This is a genomic window from Salinibaculum sp. SYNS191 (genome assembly GCF_037338445.1).
GTDB lineage: Archaea > Halobacteriota > Halobacteria > Halobacteriales > Haloarculaceae > Salinibaculum > Salinibaculum marinum.
The window spans coordinates 50,459-69,075 of sequence record NZ_CP147838.1 but is presented as its reverse complement, the minus strand read 5'-3'; the positions used below and the strand labels follow the sequence as shown (position 1 = coordinate 69,075).

Annotated in this window: 17 protein-coding genes and 1 pseudogene; 13 read left to right on the top strand and 5 right to left on the bottom strand. The window is 64.8% G+C overall.

All coding sequences use genetic code 11. The features are described from left to right. Positions 1–43: 43 nt before the first annotated feature. Together mre11 and rad50 are read left to right on the top strand one after the other, a co-directional pair. Positions 44–1,294, top strand: coding sequence for a DNA double-strand break repair protein Mre11 (gene mre11, locus WDJ57_RS00350; protein WP_338902890.1), 1,251 nt, complete (start codon positions 44–46; stop codon positions 1,292–1,294). Then, entirely contained in the window at positions 1,291–3,972 is a 2,682-nt protein-coding gene (gene rad50, locus WDJ57_RS00345) for a DNA double-strand break repair ATPase Rad50 (protein WP_338902889.1), read from the top strand. Before mre11 ends, rad50 begins: the two co-directional genes overlap by 4 nt. On the opposite strand, the gene WDJ57_RS00340 is transcribed toward rad50, so the two are convergent. From WDJ57_RS00340 to WDJ57_RS00330, 3 genes are read right to left on the bottom strand one after another with little or no spacing between them, the layout of a single operon-like run. Further along, positions 3,973–4,398: a DUF7346 family protein gene (locus tag WDJ57_RS00340; protein ID WP_338902870.1), complete on the bottom strand. Its 426-nt coding sequence runs from the start codon at positions 4,396–4,398 to the stop codon at positions 3,973–3,975. 25 nt (positions 4,399–4,423) lie between these two features. Continuing rightward, positions 4,424–4,786, bottom strand: coding sequence for a DUF7322 domain-containing protein (locus tag WDJ57_RS00335; protein ID WP_338902888.1), 363 nt, complete (start codon positions 4,784–4,786; stop codon positions 4,424–4,426). 43 nt (positions 4,787–4,829) lie between these two features. Beyond that, complete coding sequence (locus tag WDJ57_RS00330; protein WP_338902868.1) at positions 4,830–5,018, bottom strand: DUF7331 family protein; 189 nt, start codon at positions 5,016–5,018, stop codon at positions 4,830–4,832. A 103-nt stretch (positions 5,019–5,121) separates the two neighbouring features. Here WDJ57_RS00330 and WDJ57_RS00325 point away from each other — a divergent pair, with 103 nt between their 5' ends. The 5 genes and pseudogenes from WDJ57_RS00325 (at position 5,122) to sufD (ending at position 14,179) form a co-directional block, all read left to right on the top strand. Beyond that, the gene (locus WDJ57_RS00325; protein WP_338902885.1) at positions 5,122–9,357 is read left to right on the top strand and encodes a 3'-5' exonuclease; all 4,236 of its coding nucleotides are present in this window, start codon (positions 5,122–5,124) and stop codon (positions 9,355–9,357) included. Positions 9,358–9,473: 116 nt separating this feature from the next. Further along, a pseudogene (locus WDJ57_RS00320) lies at positions 9,474–10,430 on the top strand (DNA polymerase domain-containing protein); the annotation flags it as partial. A 134-nt stretch (positions 10,431–10,564) separates the two neighbouring features. Further along, positions 10,565–11,479 carry an ABC transporter ATP-binding protein gene (locus WDJ57_RS00315; RefSeq protein ID WP_338902866.1) on the top strand — a complete coding sequence of 305 codons (915 nt, stop codon included), beginning with the start codon at positions 10,565–10,567 and terminating at the stop codon, positions 11,477–11,479. Positions 11,480–11,503: 24 nt separating this feature from the next. Continuing rightward, entirely contained in the window at positions 11,504–12,934 is a 1,431-nt protein-coding gene (gene sufB / locus WDJ57_RS00310) for a Fe-S cluster assembly protein SufB (protein ID WP_338902865.1), read from the top strand. 27 nt (positions 12,935–12,961) lie between these two features. Continuing rightward, on the top strand, positions 12,962–14,179 hold the full coding sequence (gene sufD, locus WDJ57_RS00305; protein WP_338902884.1) for a Fe-S cluster assembly protein SufD: 1,218 nt from the start codon (positions 12,962–12,964) through the stop codon (positions 14,177–14,179). Positions 14,180–14,197: 18 nt separating this feature from the next. On the opposite strand, the gene WDJ57_RS00300 is transcribed toward sufD, so the two are convergent. After that, complete coding sequence (locus WDJ57_RS00300) at positions 14,198–14,617, bottom strand: universal stress protein (RefSeq protein ID WP_338902862.1); 420 nt, start codon at positions 14,615–14,617, stop codon at positions 14,198–14,200. Between the two features lie 111 nt (positions 14,618–14,728). On the opposite strand from WDJ57_RS00300, the gene WDJ57_RS00295 reads away from it, so the two are divergent. From WDJ57_RS00295 to WDJ57_RS00280, 4 genes are read left to right on the top strand one after another with little or no spacing between them, the layout of a single operon-like run. Then, positions 14,729–15,205 carry a ferritin-like domain-containing protein gene (locus tag WDJ57_RS00295; RefSeq protein ID WP_338902861.1) on the top strand — a complete coding sequence of 159 codons (477 nt, stop codon included), beginning with the start codon at positions 14,729–14,731 and terminating at the stop codon, positions 15,203–15,205. A 31-nt stretch (positions 15,206–15,236) separates the two neighbouring features. After that, the gene (locus WDJ57_RS00290; protein WP_338902860.1) at positions 15,237–15,668 is read left to right on the top strand and encodes a metal-dependent transcriptional regulator; all 432 of its coding nucleotides are present in this window, start codon (positions 15,237–15,239) and stop codon (positions 15,666–15,668) included. Continuing rightward, complete coding sequence (locus WDJ57_RS00285) at positions 15,668–15,805, top strand: hypothetical protein (RefSeq protein WP_338902859.1); 138 nt, start codon at positions 15,668–15,670, stop codon at positions 15,803–15,805. Before WDJ57_RS00290 ends, WDJ57_RS00285 begins: the two co-directional genes overlap by 1 nt. Positions 15,806–15,854: 49 nt before the next feature. After that, positions 15,855–16,421 carry a peroxidase-related enzyme gene (locus WDJ57_RS00280; RefSeq protein ID WP_338902858.1) on the top strand — a complete coding sequence of 189 codons (567 nt, stop codon included), beginning with the start codon at positions 15,855–15,857 and terminating at the stop codon, positions 16,419–16,421. 74 nt (positions 16,422–16,495) lie between these two features. Here WDJ57_RS00280 and cmk read toward each other — a convergent pair whose 3' ends face one another. Beyond that, positions 16,496–17,113, bottom strand: a complete 618-nt coding sequence (cmk, locus tag WDJ57_RS00275) for a (d)CMP kinase (RefSeq protein WP_380630230.1) — start codon at positions 17,111–17,113, stop codon at positions 16,496–16,498. Between the two features lie 133 nt (positions 17,114–17,246). Here cmk and WDJ57_RS00270 point away from each other — a divergent pair, with 133 nt between their 5' ends. Both WDJ57_RS00270 and WDJ57_RS00265 read left to right on the top strand, forming a co-directional pair. Then, positions 17,247–17,936, top strand: coding sequence for a metal-dependent transcriptional regulator (locus WDJ57_RS00270; protein WP_338902857.1), 690 nt, complete (start codon positions 17,247–17,249; stop codon positions 17,934–17,936). 45 nt (positions 17,937–17,981) lie between these two features. Next, positions 17,982–18,572, top strand: coding sequence for an AsnC family transcriptional regulator (locus WDJ57_RS00265; RefSeq protein ID WP_338902855.1), 591 nt, complete (start codon positions 17,982–17,984; stop codon positions 18,570–18,572). The last annotated feature ends 45 nt before the right edge of the window (positions 18,573–18,617 follow it).

The following is an 18,617-nucleotide window of genomic DNA, read 5'->3' as shown; positions in this document are numbered from 1 at the left end:
GGTCTGGCAATCCATTTACGGACCGCTGTGCTACCGGTCGTACATGACACGGGTGATACACACCGGGGACACCCATCTCGGGTACCAGCAGTACCACCGGCCCGAGCGACGCGAGGACTTCCTCCGCGCCTTCCAGCGCGTCGCCGCGGACGCCGTCGCCGAGGGGGTCGACGCCGTCGTCCACGCCGGCGACCTCTTTCACGACCGCCGGCCCACGCTGCCCGACATCATGGGTGCCCTCTCCGTCCTCCGGGACCTCGACGACGCCGACGTCCCATTTCTCGCCATCGTCGGCAACCACGAGTCCAAACGCGACGCCCAGTGGCTCGACCTCTTCGAGTCGCTGGGGCTGGCGACCCGACTCGGTCCCGACCCGGTGCAAATCGGCGACACCGCGTTCTACGGCCTCGATTTCGTCCCGCGCTCGAAACGTGACGACCTCGACTACGACTTTACGGACCACGACGCGGAGACGGCCGCGCTGGTCTCTCATGGGCTCTTCGAGCCGTTCCCCCACGGCGACTGGGACGCCCGCAAGATACTCCGGGAATCTGACGTCCGTTTCGACGCCCTCCTGTTCGGCGACGACCACAAACCCCAGACGAAGCAGGTCGAGGAGCCACACGAGGCGTGGCTGACCTACTGCGGGTCGACCGAACGGGCCAGCGCCAGCGAGCGCGAGGACCGCGGGTACAACCTCGTCACCTTCGACAGCGGCGTGGACATCCGCCGGCGCGGCCTCGACACCCGCGAGTTCGTCTTCGTGGACGTCGACCTGGGCGCTGGCGAGGGCGTCGAGCGGGTCCGCGAACGCGTCGGCCAGTACGATATGGAGGATGCCGTCGTCGTGGTGTCCATCGACGGCGAGGGTGACCCGGTCGCGCCCGCGACGATAGAGGAGTACGCCGACGAGCGGGGCGCACTCGTCGCTCGCGTGACCGACCACCGGGAACTCACGGACGAGACGGAGACGGAGGTGAGTTTCGCGGACCCCGACGAGGCCGTCCGCGAGCGCATCCGTGACCTCGGGCTGAGTTCCGCCGCCCGCGACCTGGACGAGACCATCCGCGCGAGCAAGGTCGCCGACGCCAACGTCGCCGACACCGTCGAGGACCGCGTGGCCGACCTCGTGGACGAGGACGACGGCGACGCGTTCGGCACCGGCGGGGAATCGGATACCGGGTCCGGGGGCGCGGATGCCGCGGCCGCCGACGCAGAACCGGACGATAGTAGCGAGAACGGGGCTGCCGGGGAGAACACCGACAGCCAGGTCACGATGGGGGACTACACGTGAGATTCGAGCGCGTCCGCCTGGAGAACTTCAAGTGCTACGGTGACGCGGACCTCCACCTCGACCGCGGCGTGACCGTCATCCACGGCCTCAACGGCAGCGGCAAGTCGTCGCTGCTGGAGGCCTGCTTCTTCGCGCTCTACGGCTCGAAGGCGCTGAACAAGACGCTGGACGAGGTGGTGACCATCGGTGCCGACGGCGCTGTCGTGGAACTCTGGTTCACCCACGCCGGGGAGTCCTACCACATCGAGCGCCGCCTGAGCGTCCGCGACGAGCGCACGCACACGACGAAGGCGGTGCTGGAAGGCCCGGAGGGGACCTACGAGGGCGCGACCGACGTGCGCCGCCGCGTCGCGGAACTGCTGCGGATGGACAACGAGGCGTTCGTCAACTGCGCCTACGTCCGCCAGGGCGAGGTGAACAAACTCATCAACGCGTCGCCGTCCCAGCGCCAGGACATGCTCGACGACCTGCTCCAGCTCGGCAAGCTGGAGGACTACCGCGAGCGCGCCAGCCAGGCCCGCGTCGGCGTCGGGCGCGTGCGCGACGACAAACAGGGAGCCCTCTCGCAGGTCGACGAGCAGATAGCCGAGAAGGAGGCCCAGGACCTCCACGGCCGTCTGAACGCCCTGCAGTCCGAACTCGCGGAGGTGGAGTCAGACATCGAGCGCTTCGACGAGAACCGCGAGCAGGCCGAGGGGACGCTGGCCGACGCCGAGTCGGTGCTGGAGGAGTACGAGCAGCGCCGCGAGGAACTCGACGACCTCGAATCGGACATCGAGGACCTGCGCGAGAAGATACAGGCCACCGAAAGCGAGCGCGAGCGCCTGGCAGACGAACTGACCGAGGTCCGCGACCGGCGAGCGGAGGCGACCGAGCGCCGGGACGCCCTCCTCGCAGAGGCAGACGTCGACGAGGCGACGACTGAAGCCGTCGAGACCCGCATCGAGGACCTGGACGCGGATATCGAGGCCCTCCGGGAGCGCATCACGGACCAGAGCGTCGAGAAGCAGGAACACGACGGCGAGGCCGAGGCCGCCGAGGAGCGCGCCGACGACCTGGAGGCGGAGGCCGAACAGAACCGCGAGGAGGCAGCCGAGGTGGAATCGGCCGTCGCCGACGCGCGGGACCTGCTGGCGGAGAAGCGCGAGCAACTGGACGACCTCGCAGAGCGCATCGAGTCCCACCGTGAGGCGTTCGCCGACGCGCCCGTTGCCGAGGGCGAAGCGGCGGACCACCGCGACCAGGTGACCAATGAACTGGCCGACGTCCGCGAGACGCGCGCGGAAACCGAGGCGGAACTGTCGAACGCCGAGGAGCGGCTGGCGGAGGCGGAGTCCCTGCTGGAGGCCGGCAAGTGTCCCGAGTGCGGCCAGCCAGTCGAGGGTTCCCCGCACGTCGAATCTATCGAGGAACGCCGCGAGGCGGTCGAGGACCTGGAATTCAGGCTCGAAGAACTGCGAGAGCGCGAGGAGACGGTCGAAGCCAAGCGCGAGGAGGCCGAGGCCCTGGCCGAGCGAGAATCGACCATCGAGCGCCTGGAGAACGACCGCGAGAACGTCGCACAGCTCGTCGAGGAGAAGGAGAAGTCGCTGTCGGAGAAGGAGACCCAGGTCGACCGGCTCCGCGAGGAGGCCGACGAGCTGGAGGCCGAGGCGGAAGCAAAACGCGAGGAGGCCGCCGAGGCTCGCGAGAAGGCGACCGCCTGTCAGGAGGCTATCGCGGAGTGCAACCAGGAGAAGGCGGCGCTGTCCGAGCGGGTCGACCGGCTGGAGTCGCTGGCCGAGACCATCGAGACCATCGCCGACCACGAGGAGAGAATCGCGGACCTCCGCGAGACGCGCGCGGAGAAGGCGGAGGTCAACGACGAGCGCCGCGAGCACCTGGCGGACAAACGCGACCGGCGGGCCGAACTGCAGGAGGAGTTCGACGAGGACCGCGTCGAGGAAGCCCGCGGCGAGAAGGGGCGTGCGGAATCGTACCTGGAGAAAGTCGAGGCCAAGCTGGCGGACCTGCGCGAGGAGCGCGACAGACTGCAGAACGACATCGGCGGCGTGACGGCCGAAATCGAGGAACTGGAGGCGCTGCGCGAGCGCCGCGAGGACCTTTCGGAGACCGTCGAACAGCTGGACTCCCTGTACGACGAGGCCGAGCAGTTACAGGAGATGTACGGGACGCTGCGGGCCGAACTGCGCCAGCGCAACGTCGAGACGCTGGAGCGGATGCTAAACGAGACGTTCGATCTGGTCTACGAGAACGACTCCTACTCGCGCATCGAACTCGACGGGGAGTACCAGCTGACGGTCTACCAGAAGGACGGCGAGACGCTGGACCCCGACCAGCTCTCGGGCGGCGAGCGCGCGCTGTTCAACCTCAGCCTCCGGTGTGCCATCTACCGGCTGCTCGCGGAGGGCATCGAGGGCGCGGCCCCGATGCCGCCGCTCATCCTCGACGAGCCGACGGTCTTTCTGGACTCCGGACACGTCTCGCAACTGGTCGCGCTTGTCGACGAGATGCGCTCGCTGGGCGTCGAGCAGATTCTGCTCGTCAGCCACGACGAGGAACTGGTCGGCGCAGCCGACGACCTGGTCAGGGTCAGGAAGAACGCCACGACCAACCGCTCGACCGTCGAACGGGCCGAGACGGCAGACGCCGAGATACTGGCCGAAGCCGACGACTGACTACGCCTCGCGGAGTCGTTCTAACGCCTTGCTGGCCAGTTCTGTCGTGTCGTAGCCGCGTCGCGCGTCGACCGTCGCTTCCTCGACGAGGCCGGCCGCGCGGAACTCCGCGAGCAGTCCGTGGAGGTCACTCTCGCAGAAATCGTAGGCGTCGAGCAGGAGACGCACGCCCACTGGCCCGCGGCGGTCGATTTCCAGCAGGAGACCGAGCGCTCGCTCGTTCGGCACGGCCGTGAGGACGCGGCGGACGCTCGCCGGGACGGCCCCGACGGCGGTTTCCAGCGGTGATTCGCCCTCGACGCGCTCGATGTCGTCGTTGGGGAGGTGGCGCTGTTCGCCGGTGGCAGGGTCGCGGACGAGGCTGGCGTCGCTGGACTCTTTCAGGAGCAAGTAGTGGTTGCCGTCGCCGTCCCGGACGGTTCGCATAGCTCCGGGTAGGCTATCGTCACTGTTAGCCGTTCTGGTCGTCGTCCAGTTTCTCCTTCGTGGTCCGGTAGCGGTAGAGTCCGTACGCGCCCACGATGACGCCGGCGAGGAACAGCTGGCCGCCGAGCTCGACATTCTCTTCGAAGACGACGAACATTGCCCCGACGGACAGGGCCAGGAGAGCGATGTTGAACACGACGACGAGCGACCAGAACCGCATCTGCAACTGCGGGTCGGCGTCCTCCGGAGAGGGAGCCTCCGGGATGTCCGGGGTGATATCGAACTGGTCCTCCTCGGGCTCGCTGTACTTGTCGTCGAGAACGTCGCTCTCGTCCCACTTTCTCGTCGCCACGTCCGGTTCCGTGTCTTCCTCGCTCCCCTCGGGCACAGGCGCCGTTCGACGCCGAGCCAGATAGGGCGTTCGGTCCGTCTCAGGCCATCTCTTCGAGGTGGACTGCGGTCGCGGACTGCATCCACGCAAGCGGGTTCTCCGTGTCGTAGAAGACGATACCGTCCCCCGTCTCGTACGTCCCCACGGCGTCTATCGGTTCTGCTCCGCCCTCCCGGACGGTCACTTCCACGTCGCTACGCCCATCCGCTCCGTCCGTGCCTTCGGTCATCTACAGGCCTTTGGTATGGCACCACATGGCATATACTTTCCGGCGGGGACGGCACTGCCGACCGGGATATTTTAGGCGGCGGCCGCGAAGAATCCCTACTATCATGGGCCAGTTCGAACTCGGGGACTTCGAGGACGGCGAGCCGGAACGACGGCCGGCAGACGAGGCAGCGGCCGTCGCCGGCAACGGCGGGTCCGACGCCGTCCACGTCGACCCGTCCGACCAGTTGTTCCCTGAGACGGAGGAGACGGTCGAGATGGCCGTCACGCAAATCGACTACACCGTCGAGGGCTACGGCGACGACGAGTACCCCATCATCCACGTCTTCGGCCGCACGGCCGACCAGTCGCTCGTCCACGCCCGCGTCCACGACTTCAAGCCCTACTTCTACGCACCTGCCGAGAACGTCACCGAGGGTCGCCTCCGCGAGTACGACCGGCTCACCGGCTGGGAGGAGACCGGCGACGACGGCGAGCCCTACGAGTCCATCCGCGGCGAGCAACTGGTCAAGATCTTCGGACAGACACCGCGCGACGTGGGCCAGATTCGCGACGAGTTCGACCACTACGAGGCGGACATCCTCTTTCCCAACCGCTTTCTCATCGACAAGGACATCACCAGCGGCGTCCGCGTCCCGGCCCGCCACGTCGACGACGACGCCGACCGCACGACACTCCGGGTCCACCACGACGAGGTGGAGCCGACGCCCGTCGACGCCAGCCCGCGGGTCAACACCTTCGACATCGAGGTGGACGACCGCTCGGGCTTCCCCGAGGACGGCGAGGAACCCATCATCTGTCTCACCTCCCACGACTCCACCCGCGAGGAGTACGTCGTCTGGCTCTACGAGGCCCCGGCGGGCGTCGACGGCCCCGAGGCGCTGGAAGGGTACGACCCGATCGGTCCCGACTTCGAGGCGGACGTGCGCCGGTTCGACACCGAGGAGGCGATGCTCGACGCCTTCATCGGGTACGTCGAGGACACCGACCCCGACGTGCTGACGGGCTGGAACTTCACGGACTTCGACGCGCCCTACCTGCTCGACCGGCTGGAAGAACTCGACGGCGACACCGACCACGACCTCGACATCGACCGCCTCTCCCGCGTGAACGAGGTCTGGCGCAGCGACTGGCAGGGTCCCGATATCAAGGGCCGGGTCGTCTTCGACCTCCTGTACGCCTACCAGCGCACGCAGTTCACCGAACTCGACTCCTACCGGCTGGACGCCGTCGGCGAACAGGAACTCGGCGTCGGCAAGGAACGGTACACCGGCGACATCGGCGACCTCTGGGAACAGGACCCCGAGCGCCTGCTGGAGTACAACCTCCGCGACGTTGAACTGTGCGTCCAGCTCGACCGCGAGCAGGACATTGTCGACTTCTGGGACGAGGTCCGCCAGTTCGTCGGCTGCAAACTCGAAGACGCCACCACGCCCGGCGACGCCGTCGACATGTACGTCCTGCACAAGCTCCACGGCAACTACGCGCTCCCCTCGAAGGGCCAGCAGGAGAGCGAGGACTACGAGGGCGGCGCTGTCTTCGACCCCATCACGGGCGTGCGCGAGAACGTCAGCGTGCTGGACCTGAAGTGTTTCAGCAGGGACACCGACGTTCTGACACCGGATGGTCCAGAGAATATAACTGACTTGGAAGTCGGTGACCCAGTCTATACGCTAAATCCGGACACGTTCGAATGTGAAGTGAAACCGGTAGCCCAGACGCACGAGTACGAGAACAAATTCGGTGAGCTACACCACCTTAGCGGGAACACCCACGATTTCAAAGTTACCGAGAACCACCGTTTTCTCGTTTCGAAAGAGCGAGGCTGGGACGAACAGACGCCGGCTGATTTCGATTTCGTGGAGTATCGAGATTTGAGAGAGAGTGAACGCTATGCATTCCCCCAACACAAGTCGGTGCGCGGTCGAACACCGGAGACGTTCGAACTCGTCGACGAGGTGGACAGTGGACACGCAGTCGTTTACTGTGAGAAGGATCTGAGATGGTTCCGGAATCGGATGCCGGATGCGGTTCAGGACTCACTCGACCTCGTTCACGGCTCGTCTGCGGCGATGGGCATTCAGAAGACTGTTGGGAAGTATCTCGTCCCTATCGAGCTGTACCGCGAACACCGAGCGGTCGTTCGAGAGCACGCTGACGGGGTATTCCTGAAGTACGGTCCTCAGCACAGGGAAACCCCACTCTCGTTCGATATGGCAAATTGGCTCGAATTCCTCGGTTGGTTCGTCACGGAGGGAAGTATCGACTGGGCCAACGGGCGGGTCACCCTCCACCAGAGTGACGAAGCAGGTCGGGAAGCAATCTCTGACCTCCTTGACCGGATGGGGCTCAATTACAACACCGACGAGCGTGGCTGCAATATCTCCAATCAGTATCTCGTCGAATGGTTGGAGGACAACTGCGGTACTGGCTACGCAGAGAAACACCTGCCAGAGGGGGTGTTCAAACTCGACGGTGAACTACTGACCGTCCTGTTGAATACGATGATTCGGGGCGATGGGAGCCGTACTGCATCTGGTCTCGGAAAATTCTGGACGAAGAGCGACCGTCTCAAGGACGACATCCTGAACATTGCAGTCAGGTGCGGTCACAAGCCCACTGTCTCCAAGCAATCGGATGGAACGTGGTACGTCTCGGTCGGGAAGCGAGGGTCCTTCAACAAGTCGACGAACGCGACTGTCGAAGACCACGATGAGACAGTTCACTGTATCACTGCCGAAGACAACCACGTGGTGTTGGCCGGCCGCAACGGTCACTACCAGTGGGTCGGGCAGTCGCTATACCCGATGTGCATGGTCACGACCAACGCGTCGCCGGAGACGAAGGTCGACCCCGAGTCCTACGATGGCGAGACCTACCGCGCGCCCAACGGGACGCACTTCCGGAAGAAACCGGACGGCGTCATCCGGGAGATGGTTGACGAGCTTCTGACAGAAAGAGAGGAGAAGAAATCCCTACGGAACGATTACGACCCCAAAGAGCCGGAATACGAGCAGTACGACCGGCAGCAAGCAGCTGTCAAGGTGATTATGAATAGCCTTTACGGAGTGTTGGGATGGGACCGCTTCCGCCTCTACGACAAGGAGATGGGTGCGGCCGTGACTGCCACCGGACGCGAGGTCATCGAGTACACCGACGAAGTCGTCGAACGGGAGGGGTACGAAGTGGTTTACGGAGATAGTGTAACCGGTGACAGACCGGTTGTCGTCCGAGACGAAGACGGGACGGTCCGAATCGTGCCTATCGAAGACCTGTTCGCGCGAGCAGGCCCCGAACAGGAGGCCCAACTCGCTGTCGATGGTGGCACTGCGACGTCAACATCTCCCAAAGACCGTCGCCCACTTAGCGGCTGGGAAGCGCTTTCGGTGAACGAAGACGGGAGTCCGGAGTGGCGGCCGATAACGCAGGTAATCCGGCACAAAACGGACAAGCCAGTCGTCAACCTCCAGCACAAGTTCGGCGAGTCGACGACGACCAGAGACCACTCGTACGTCGTTGACGACGGGGACGGGCTGACCGAAAAGCCGCCAGCGGACGTGGACGAACCACTGCGCGTTCCAGAATTGCCGGAGGTCGAGACGAAGCAGTCGATAGACGTATACGAACAACTGCGGGGGTACACGCGTTCGTACGAGGACGGTCGTAGTGTCGGCACAGAAAACGCCGAGACCAAAGTCAAGCGCGTCCACACAGACGGTGAGTGGGTCTGGTTCGGTCACGAACACCACGACGCCCTCGACAAGACGGTCAAAGTCAAACGCCACATCGACCTCACCAGCGACGAAGGAGAGTCGTTCGTCCGACTGCTCGCGGCGTACGTGTCGGAGGGGAGCGCGTCGACGGAAGAAACGACCGAGAGCAGATATGGAGCGAGTATCGCCGAATTGCGGCGTCGCTGGCTCGAACAACTACAGGACGATTACCACCGGCTGTTCGAGGACACTACTGCCAGCATCGTCGCCAGTGACGCTGGCGGTGAACGTGAAATTGCGTATGATACTGCTGACGGACACTCGTCAGTGACGTACGACGACAGTACGTTCAAATTGCAGATGATGAACGAACTCGCGGCCGTTTTCTTCCGTGAGTTTGCAGGCCAGACCTCACGCAGAAAGCGAATCCCATCGTTCGTCTATCACCTTTCGGATGAACAGCAGTCGCTGTTTATCGATGTGCTTGTCGAGGGCGACGGTTCCAGGGAGTTCCCCGCTACAGTGAGGACTACGCGGAGCGAAACTTCGACTTCGAAACCACGAGCCGTGACCTGGCCGCTGGGCTCTCGACACTGCTCACCCAGCGCGATGAGAAACACTCGCTGAAATACCGTGACTCGAAGGATTCCTACACTATCCGGACGTGTGATTTCTATCGGTCAGGTCGCGAACCCGTCCTGACCGAAGTCGACCACGACGGATACGTCTACGACCTGAGCGTCGAAGAGAACGAGAACTTCGTGGATGGGGTTGGCGGTATCGTTCTCCACAACACCGACTCGGTTATGTTAGAAGTCGGAGATATCGGCCCCGACGACGTCGAGGCTGACGTCGAGGTCACCGACGAGATGCGCGAGAAGCACCCGGAGATGGGCGACGACGAACTGTTGACTATCGCCGCGACGATTCAGAAGGGATTCGAACTGGAGGAGGTCATCAACGCCTCGTACGACGAATTCGCGCTCGAACAGTTGAACGCGGAGTTCCACCGCTTCGAGATCGAGTTCGAGAAACTCTACCGGCGCTTTTTCCAGGCGGGCAAGAAGAAGCGCTACGCAGGCCACATCGTCTGGAAGGAGGGCAAGGACGTCGACGACATCGACATCACGGGCTTCGAGTACCAGCGCTCGGACATCGCACCCATCACCAAGGAGGTCCAGAAGGAGGTCATCGACAAAATCGTGATGGGCGAAGACACCGAGGACGTGAAGTCGTACCTCCACGACGTCATCGAGGACTTCCGCGCGGGCAACGTCTCGCTGTCCGAGGTGGGCATCCCGGGCGGCATCGGGAAGAAACTGGACAACTACGATACCGACACCGCGCAGGTGCGCGGCGCGAAGTACGCCAACCTCCTGCTGGGGACGAACTTCCAGCGCGGGTCCAAACCCAAGCGTCTGTACCTGGAGAAGGTCCATCCGGACTTCTTCGAGCAGGTGGAGAGAGAGCAGGGGCTGGACCCCTCGGAGGACCCGCTGTACGGCGAGTTCAAGCGCAACCCGGACGTCATCTGCTTCGAGTACGACGACCAGGTTCCTGACGGGTTCGAGATAGACTGGGACAAGATGCTGGACAAGACGCTGAAGGGTCCCATCGAGCGCATCATCGAGGCGCTGGGCATCTCCTGGGAGGAGGTCAAATCCGGACAGGAGCAGACCGGCCTCGGGCAGTACATGTGAGCCGCCAGGGCCCCCGTACGGGGTCCATCTTTTTCGACTCAGAAAATATATTTCGCAGACCGGAAACCTTGGACATGAGAATGCGAAAGCATTATGGGTGAGTCGACCCTGTTTTCGGTTGACCTAAGACTACCATGGCTACACTCGAAATCGACAATCTGCACGCGGAAGTCGCAGAGGACGGCGGCGAAACAATCCTCCGTGGCGTCGACCTGGAGGTACGGAGCGACGAGATCCACGCGCTGATGGGACCGAACGGCAGCGGGAAGTCGACGCTCGCGAAGATAATCGCCGGCCATCCCGCCTACGAGGTGACCGGCGGCGACGTCTGGCTGCACCTCGACGGCGACGAGTTCGACGAGGAGATTCCCGAGGACATGCAGACCTGGGACCTGCTCGACCTCGAACCGAACGAGCGCGCCGCGCTCGGCATCTTCCTCGGGTTCCAGTACCCCGCGGAGATCGAGGGTGTGACGATGGTGAACTTCCTCCGGACGGCGCTCAACGCCAAGCTCGAAGAGCGCGAGGAGCTGTTCGAGGACGAGGACGAAGCCGAGGCCGAGGACGACGAAGAGGAGGACGCGGGTTACGAGACCTCCCCGATGGAGGGCCCCGCCGACGAGGGCGAAATCGGCGTCGCCGAGTTCCAGCAGATTCTCCAGGAGAAGATGGAGCAACTGGACATGGACGAGAAGTTCGCCAACCGCTATCTCAACGCCGGCTTCTCCGGCGGCGAGAAGAAACAGAACGAGGTCCTCCAGGCCGCGATTCTGGAGCCCTCGATTGCCGTGCTGGACGAAATCGACTCCGGGCTGGACATCGACCGCCTGCAGGACGTCTCGAACGGCATCAACGCGCTGCGCGACGAGCAGGGCGCTGGCATCCTCCAGATCACCCACTACCAGCGCATCCTCGACTACGTCGAGCCGGACCACGTCCACGTGATGCTGGACGGGCAGATCGCCCAGAGCGGCGGTCCGGAACTCGCCGAGAAGCTCGAGGACGAGGGCTACGACTGGGTCCGCGAGGAAGCCTACGAGGCAGCGTAACCCGACAAAACAGGAGACACAACAATGAGTTCAGACCAAGACCACCTCAAAGAGACCGACACCGAAGCGCGCTTCGAATTCAAGAAGGAGGAGAAGTCCGCCTTCGAGACGGGCAAGGGCCTGACGGAGGAGACCATCCGGGTCATCTCCGAGGACAAGGACGAGCCCGAATGGATGCTCGAACGCCGCCTTCGCGCACTGAAGCAGTTCCAGCAGATGCCCATGCCGGACGGCTGGCCGGGCGCACCCGACCTCTCCGAGGTCGACATCGACCAGATCGTCCCGTACATCCGCCCCGACATCGAGACCCGCGGCGGCGCTGACAGCTGGGAGGACCTCCCCGAGGAGATTCAGGACACCTTCGACAAACTGGGCATCCCGGAAGCCGAGAAGAACGCCCTCTCCGGGGTCGGCGCGCAGTACGAGTCCGAAATCGTCTACCAGAACATGCAGGAGCAGTGGGAGGAGAAGGGCGTCATCTTCTGTGACATGGACAAGGCCGTCCAGGAGCACGAGGAGATCGTCAAGGAGCACTTCATGACGAAGTGCGTCCCCCCGAGCGACAACAAGTTCGCGGCGCTCCACGGCGCGGTCTGGTCCGGCGGCTCGTTCGTCTACGTGCCCGAGGACACCACCGTCGAGATGCCCGTCCAGGCGTACTTCCGGATGAACTCCGAGGGGATGGGGCAGTTCGAGCACACGCTCATCATCGCCGAGGAGAACTCCGAAGTCCACTACATCGAGGGCTGTTCCGCGCCGAAGTACTCCGCGTTCAACCTCCACAGCGGCGGCGTCGAAGTCTTCGTCGGCGAAGGTGCTCACGTCCAGTACTCCACGGTGCAGAACTGGTCGAAGAACACCTACAACCTCAACACCAAGCGCGCCATCGCCGAGGCAGACGGGACGATGGAGTGGGTCTCCGGCAGCATGGGCTCGAAGGCCACGATGCTGTACCCCGCGACCATCCTCAAGGGCCCCGGCGCGACGGACAACCACATCACCATCGCGTTCGCGGGCGAGGGCCAGAACATCGACACCGGCGCGAAGGTCTACCACAACGCGCCCGACACGAAATCGACCATCGAGTCCAAGTCCATCAGCAAGGACGGCGGCCGCACGAACTACCGCGGCCTCGTCCACATCGCCGACGGTGCGGAGAACTCCTCCACGTCCGTCGAGTGTGACGCCCTGATGTTCGACAACGACTCCACGTCGGACACGATGCCGTACATGGAGATTCAGGAGCAGAAGGTCGACGTCGCCCACGAGGCGACCGTCGGCAAGATCGGCGACGAGGACGTCTTCTACCTCCAGAGCCGCGGCCTGGACGACGACGACGCCAAGCAGATGATCGTCGCCGGCTTCATCGAACCGATCACGGAGGAACTGCCAATCGAGTACGCGGTGGAACTGAACCGCCTCATCGAACTGGAGATGGAGGGTAGTCTCGGATAACTCCGCGTGGAGTATTCGAATTCAACAATGAGTACGCAGGTACACGCGAACCTCACAGCGGAACAGGTAGCGCAGATCAGCGAGGAACTCGGCGAACCGGAGTGGCTGCTGGAGACCCGGCAGGACGCGCTCGCGGCGCTCGAAGACCTCGACATGCCCGACGTCATCAAGACGCCGGGTCGCGAGTGGACGAACCTCGACGCCCTCGACTACGAGACGCTTGTCGACCCGCTCGACCACGCCCAGGAGAAGGACCGCGTCGACGCCGAGGGTGTCGACGTCCTCTCCTGGAGCGAGGCACTGGACACGCACGGCGACCTGATTGAGGAGCACTTCGGCAGCGTCGTCGACCCGCAGCGGAACTATCTGACCGCGCTGTCGACGGCGCTGTTCAGCGCCGGCACCGTCGTCTACGTCCCCGAGGGCGTCGACGCAGAGGACGTGAAGATTCGGACGACGATGAACTCCCGGTCGCTGTTCAACTACACGCTGGTCGTCGCCGAGGAGTCCTCGTCGGTGACCATCCTCGAACGGCAGGCCACCGGCGATGACGCCAAACCAGTCGACGAGGGCCGCTACTACAGCGGCGTCGTCGAGGCCGTCGCCGGCGAGAACGCACACGTCCAGTACGGCGCGCTCCAGAACCTGAGCGAGGAGACGTACAACTTCTCGGTCAAGCGCGGCCACGCCGGTCGCTACGGCACCGTCAACTGGATCGAAGGGAACATCGGCTCGCGGCTGACGAAGACGTCAGTCGAGACGCGCCTGGTCGGCGACTCGGAGTCCCAGATCGTCGGCGCGTTCTTCGGCCACAACGACCAGCACTTCGATCTGGGCAGCCGCGTCTGGCACGAGGCCGAGAACACGACGGCGGACCTCGTCACCCGCGGGGTCCTCCGGGACAGCGCCCGCTCGGTCTACGAGGGCGTCCAGGACGTCGGCCGCGACGCCTGGAACACCAGTTCCTACCAGCGCGAGAACACGCTGATGCTCTCCGACGAGAGCGAAGCCGACGCATCGCCGAAGCTCATCATCAACAACCACGACACCGAGGCCAGCCACTCCGCGACGGTCGGACAGGTCGACGAGGAGGACCTGTTCTACATGACCTCGCGCGGCATCGACCCCGAGGTGGCGAAGAACCTCCTCGTGGAGGGCTTCTTCGTGCCCGTCCTCGAAGAGGTCGCGGTCGACGAACTCCGCGAGGACCTGCAGGACCTCATCGCAGCAAGACTGCGGGAATAACCGTCCCGCACCCTCGAGTTACCGGACGACGGTGACCGGGACGGGCGATTGTCGGAAGATTTTCTCCGTGATGTTGCCGACGAAGAGCCGGTCGGCCAGCGACCCGCTATGGCTGCCCAGCACCACGACGTCGTACTCGTCGGCGTTGTTGAGAATTACGCGGGCGGGATGGCCGACGTGGACCTCCGTCTCGATGTCGGTGTCGTATTCGGCCGCGACCGCACGTGCCCTGTCGAGGGTGGCGGCGGCGAGTTCGTCGGCGGCCTCCTCCACGTCGTCTTCCAGCGCGAGCGTCGTCGCGCCGCCGAGCATCGAGGACGGTTCGCCGACGACGGTGAGGGCGGTGACGTCGGCGCTGGGGTGGTGTTCGAGGGCGAACCGCAAGGCCCGTTCGGCCATCTCCGAGTTGTCCATCGCGACGAGAGCGTGCGTGGTCATACTGTACGTTCGGCTGACAGTGGGATAAAGACTCCCGCCGCCGGACAGCGGCTTTAAGGTTCCGCCCGCCCGAGAGGCGAACATGACAGCGGTACAGCGACGGTGGTGGCCGTGAGCGTCCAGCAGCCGGTCGCGTCGGACCACCAGCTCGCCCGCCTTCTCCAGATTGGCGTGGTCCTCGAAGAGGTCGTTGAGGCTCGCGCGGCGAAACACGCCAACGTGGCGGACCTGGACGACGGCGTCCGGGCGTTCCTCCGGGAGGCCGCCGCGGAGTCGGCGACACACCGCGAGCGGCTGGACGAGCTGGTCGGGACGCTGGAGGCCGAAACCATCCCCTTCGACGACGTCAAGACGCTGGTAGAACAGCAGTACGAGGCCGACCAGGACTTCGACGGCGTCCTCTACGACCAGCTGTGCAACGAGGAGACGGCGTACAAGTTCTACGACGACCTCATCGGGGCCGTCGAGCAGTCGGAGGCCGAGTTCGGCGTCGACCGCGACCGCCTTCTGACGGTCCTGCGGGAGATTCGCGCCGACGAGGAGGCCGGCGTCGAGGCAGTCACTGAACTGATGGAGGAACGGGAATGACGGGGAACGACCAGGTCACGGGTGAATCGTCATGAACACTGCCGACCAGTACGTCAAGGCCATCTACCTCATCCAGCAGCAGGAGGACGGCCCGGCGTCGACGGGGGCCATCGCCGACACGCTCGACGTGAGCCCCGCCAGCGCCAACGAGATGATAGGCAAGCTCGAAGCCAAGGGGCTGGCGAGCCACGAGAAGTACAAGGGTGTCGACCTGACCGACGACGGCATCGCCCGTGCCCGCGACGCCCTCCAGAACTACTGCATCATCGAGCGCTTCCTCGTCGAGGTGCTGGAGGTCGAGAACTTCCGCGCGGAGGCCCGCCAGCTCGAACCGGTCATCGACGAGACGGTCGCCGACCGGCTGGACACCATCATCGACCGCGCGCCCCAGTGTCCCGACTGCTTCGACGCCGAGGACGACGTCTGCGGACTCCTCGAACTGGAACTCGACGCCGCCGATTGATGGTCGTCGACGCGCTCGTCGAGACGTTCGGCCCCTTTCTGGTCCCGGCACTGCTGTTCGCCGTCGGCCTCGTCGGGTACGCGGTTCTCATCCTCCTGACCAGGTGGGGCATCCTGCCGGGACGCCGCGAGGGGTAAGCACCAGCGGCGGCGAACGACTAAGGTGCTGGCAGCCGCCGGTCCCTGCATGGCAGAGGAACCGATGACGCGCTTTCCCGTGCCCGACCTGGAGGACATGCCGGCGGATGTCCGGGAGCGCATCGAAGCGGAGACGGAGCGGTCGGGGTTCACGCCCAACGTGTTCACGGCCTTCGCGTACCGCCCCGGCCAGTTCCGGGCCTTCTTCGACTACTACGACGCGCTCGTCGAGGAGTCGCCGCTGGCCCGCGAGGAACTGGAGATGGTCGTCGTGGCCGTCAGTGGCGCGAACGACTGCCTCTACTGCGTCGTCGCTCACGGGGCACTGCTGCGCATCTACGCCGACGACCCCCACCTGGCCGAGCAACTGGCGACCAACCACCGGACGGCGAATATCAGCGACGCCCACCGGGCGATGTGCGACGTCGCGGTGAAACTGACGGAGGACCCTGCCGCAGTCGGTGAGTCGGACATCGAGCGGTTGCGCGACCACGGCTTCTCGATGGAGGAGATATGGGACATCGGCTCGACCGCGGCGCTGTTCAATCTCTCGAACCGGATGGCCCACTTCGCGGACATGCGGCCGAACGAGGAGTTCTACGAGTTGGGACGGTAAGTGCCGACGCCGGCTCCCCGCTCGCGGACAGCAACCCGGGTCCCCAGGACGAGACGGCACTGCGGGCGAGACTCTCAGGCGTCTATCTCGACTGGGGCGGTCTCGAAGGCACCCTCGTCGACTTCCGGGTCGTACTGTTCGATTGCCGCCCGCACAATCTGGAAGACTCCCTCCTGGCTCCAGCGGGCGGTGTTCAGTTGCAGGTCGTAGAACTCCCGTTCGTCGATGTCGATTTCGTAGTAGGACTCGTAGCGGCCGGCCTCGTTGACCTCGCGGACGCGCATCTCCGCCGCGGTCTCCTCGCGGTCGCTGATGCGCTCCGCCCGTACGTCTTCGGGCGCGTCCAGCCAGATTCGCAGGTCCGCCCGCTCGCCGGCGAGCCAGCCCGCCAGGCGCGATTCGAGGATGAACGGCCGGTTCACGGCCCCCCACTTCTCGGCAATCTGGCGCAGGCGTTGGTCCAGGGCCCGGTCTATCTCGTCGGACTCCTGGGCGGCCGCGCCGAGTTGCGTGAGGCTCATGTCCCGCTCCTCGGCGAGGTCCCGGAAGATGTCCCCGCCGGCGACGTACGGACAGTTGATAGCTTCCGAAAGCCGGGTGCAAAGCGACGTCGCCCCGCATCCCGGCGGTCCGGAGACTGTAATCAGCAGTCGGGTGTCAATCATCGGAACCTGGCTGTCTCTCACTGCCATGGCGGTACGTCATGCCCATCCCTGAAAAGAGGGTGGGCTTCGTGATTGCCGCCCGTCACAACCCGACCGGTGCCGCGTCGGCGGGCGTCCGGGTGACGACACACTTTTGATTTAGACGTATCTAAAGAGGAGTATGCTGAGCGCGAAGATGGAGGACTACCTCAAGGCGGTCTACGAACTCCAGCGCCAGGGGGAGGCCCCGGTGTCCACCTCCAGCATCGCGGAGACGCTGGACGTGACGGCACCGACGGCGACGAGCATGATGGAGACGCTGGAGGAGCGCGGACTGGTCGAGCGCGAGAAGTACAAGGGCGTCACGCTGACGCGGGAGGGCGAGACTGTCGCCCTGGAGGTCGTCCGCCATCATCGCCTGCTGGAGACCTACCTCGCCGAGCAACTGGGCTACGACTGGACGGAGGTCCACGACGAGGCGGACTGTCTGGAGCACCACATCAGCGAGGAGTTCGAGCGCCGCGTCGCCGAGGTGCTGGGTGACCCAGAGGTCGACCCCCACGGCGACCCGATTCCGACGGAGGCGCTGGACCCCGTCGCGGAACTCGCGGGGGCGAGGCTGTCGGAACAGGCCGAAGGGGACCGCGTCGTCGTCCAGCGGGTCCGCGACCGGGACCCCGAGGAACTCGCCTACCTGGAGGAGGCCGGCATCACGCCCGGGACGACCCTCACCGTCGAGGAGGTGGCACCCATCGAGATGGTCACCGTCGCCCTGGAGGACGGCGAGACCGTCTCGCTGCCGGCCCACGTCGCGTCGGCCATCCGCGTCAGCGACGCCACCGCAACCGAGGACGCGAGCAGCGCGGTCTGAGCCGGCCCGAAAACGGTTTGAGGCTGTCCCCTCTCTATCCCCGACATGCGCGGGCTCGACGACACCGACCGCGAGATTCTCCAGTTACTCCTCGAAGACGCCCGCCGGCCCTACAGCGAGATAGCCGACAGCGTGGGCCTGTCCGCGCCGGCCGTCTCCGACCGCGTGGACCGTCTCCGCGACATCGGGCTCATCCGTCGGTTCACACTGGACATCGACCGGTCGCTGCTCGACGAGGGCGTCCCCGTGCTGGTAACGCTGGAAACGGTTCCGGGGGCCGGCAAGCGCGTCCGAGACGGGCTCGCAGACGTCGAGTCGGTCGAGTACGTCTTCCGGACGGTCGACGACCGCGTGGTAGTCACCGCGACGGCCCCGGACGGTGCGGTGGGGGAACTGGTCGCCGACGCAGTCGACGTGACCGACGTCCGCGACTACGAGGTGTCGCTGCTCACCGAGGCCGACTGGTCGCCACAGGTCTCCGGTGCGCGACTCGCCCCGGCCTGCGCCGAGTGCGGCAACACGGTCACGGCCGAGGGCGAGACCGTGACGCTCGACGGCGACACGTATCACTTCTGCTGTGAGAACTGCCGCGAGCAGTTCGTCGACGCGTACGAACAGCTCAGTGAGGGTGCCTGACCGGCCAGGGAACTTTCGGACCGAAGGTTTCCGCTGGCATTTGCT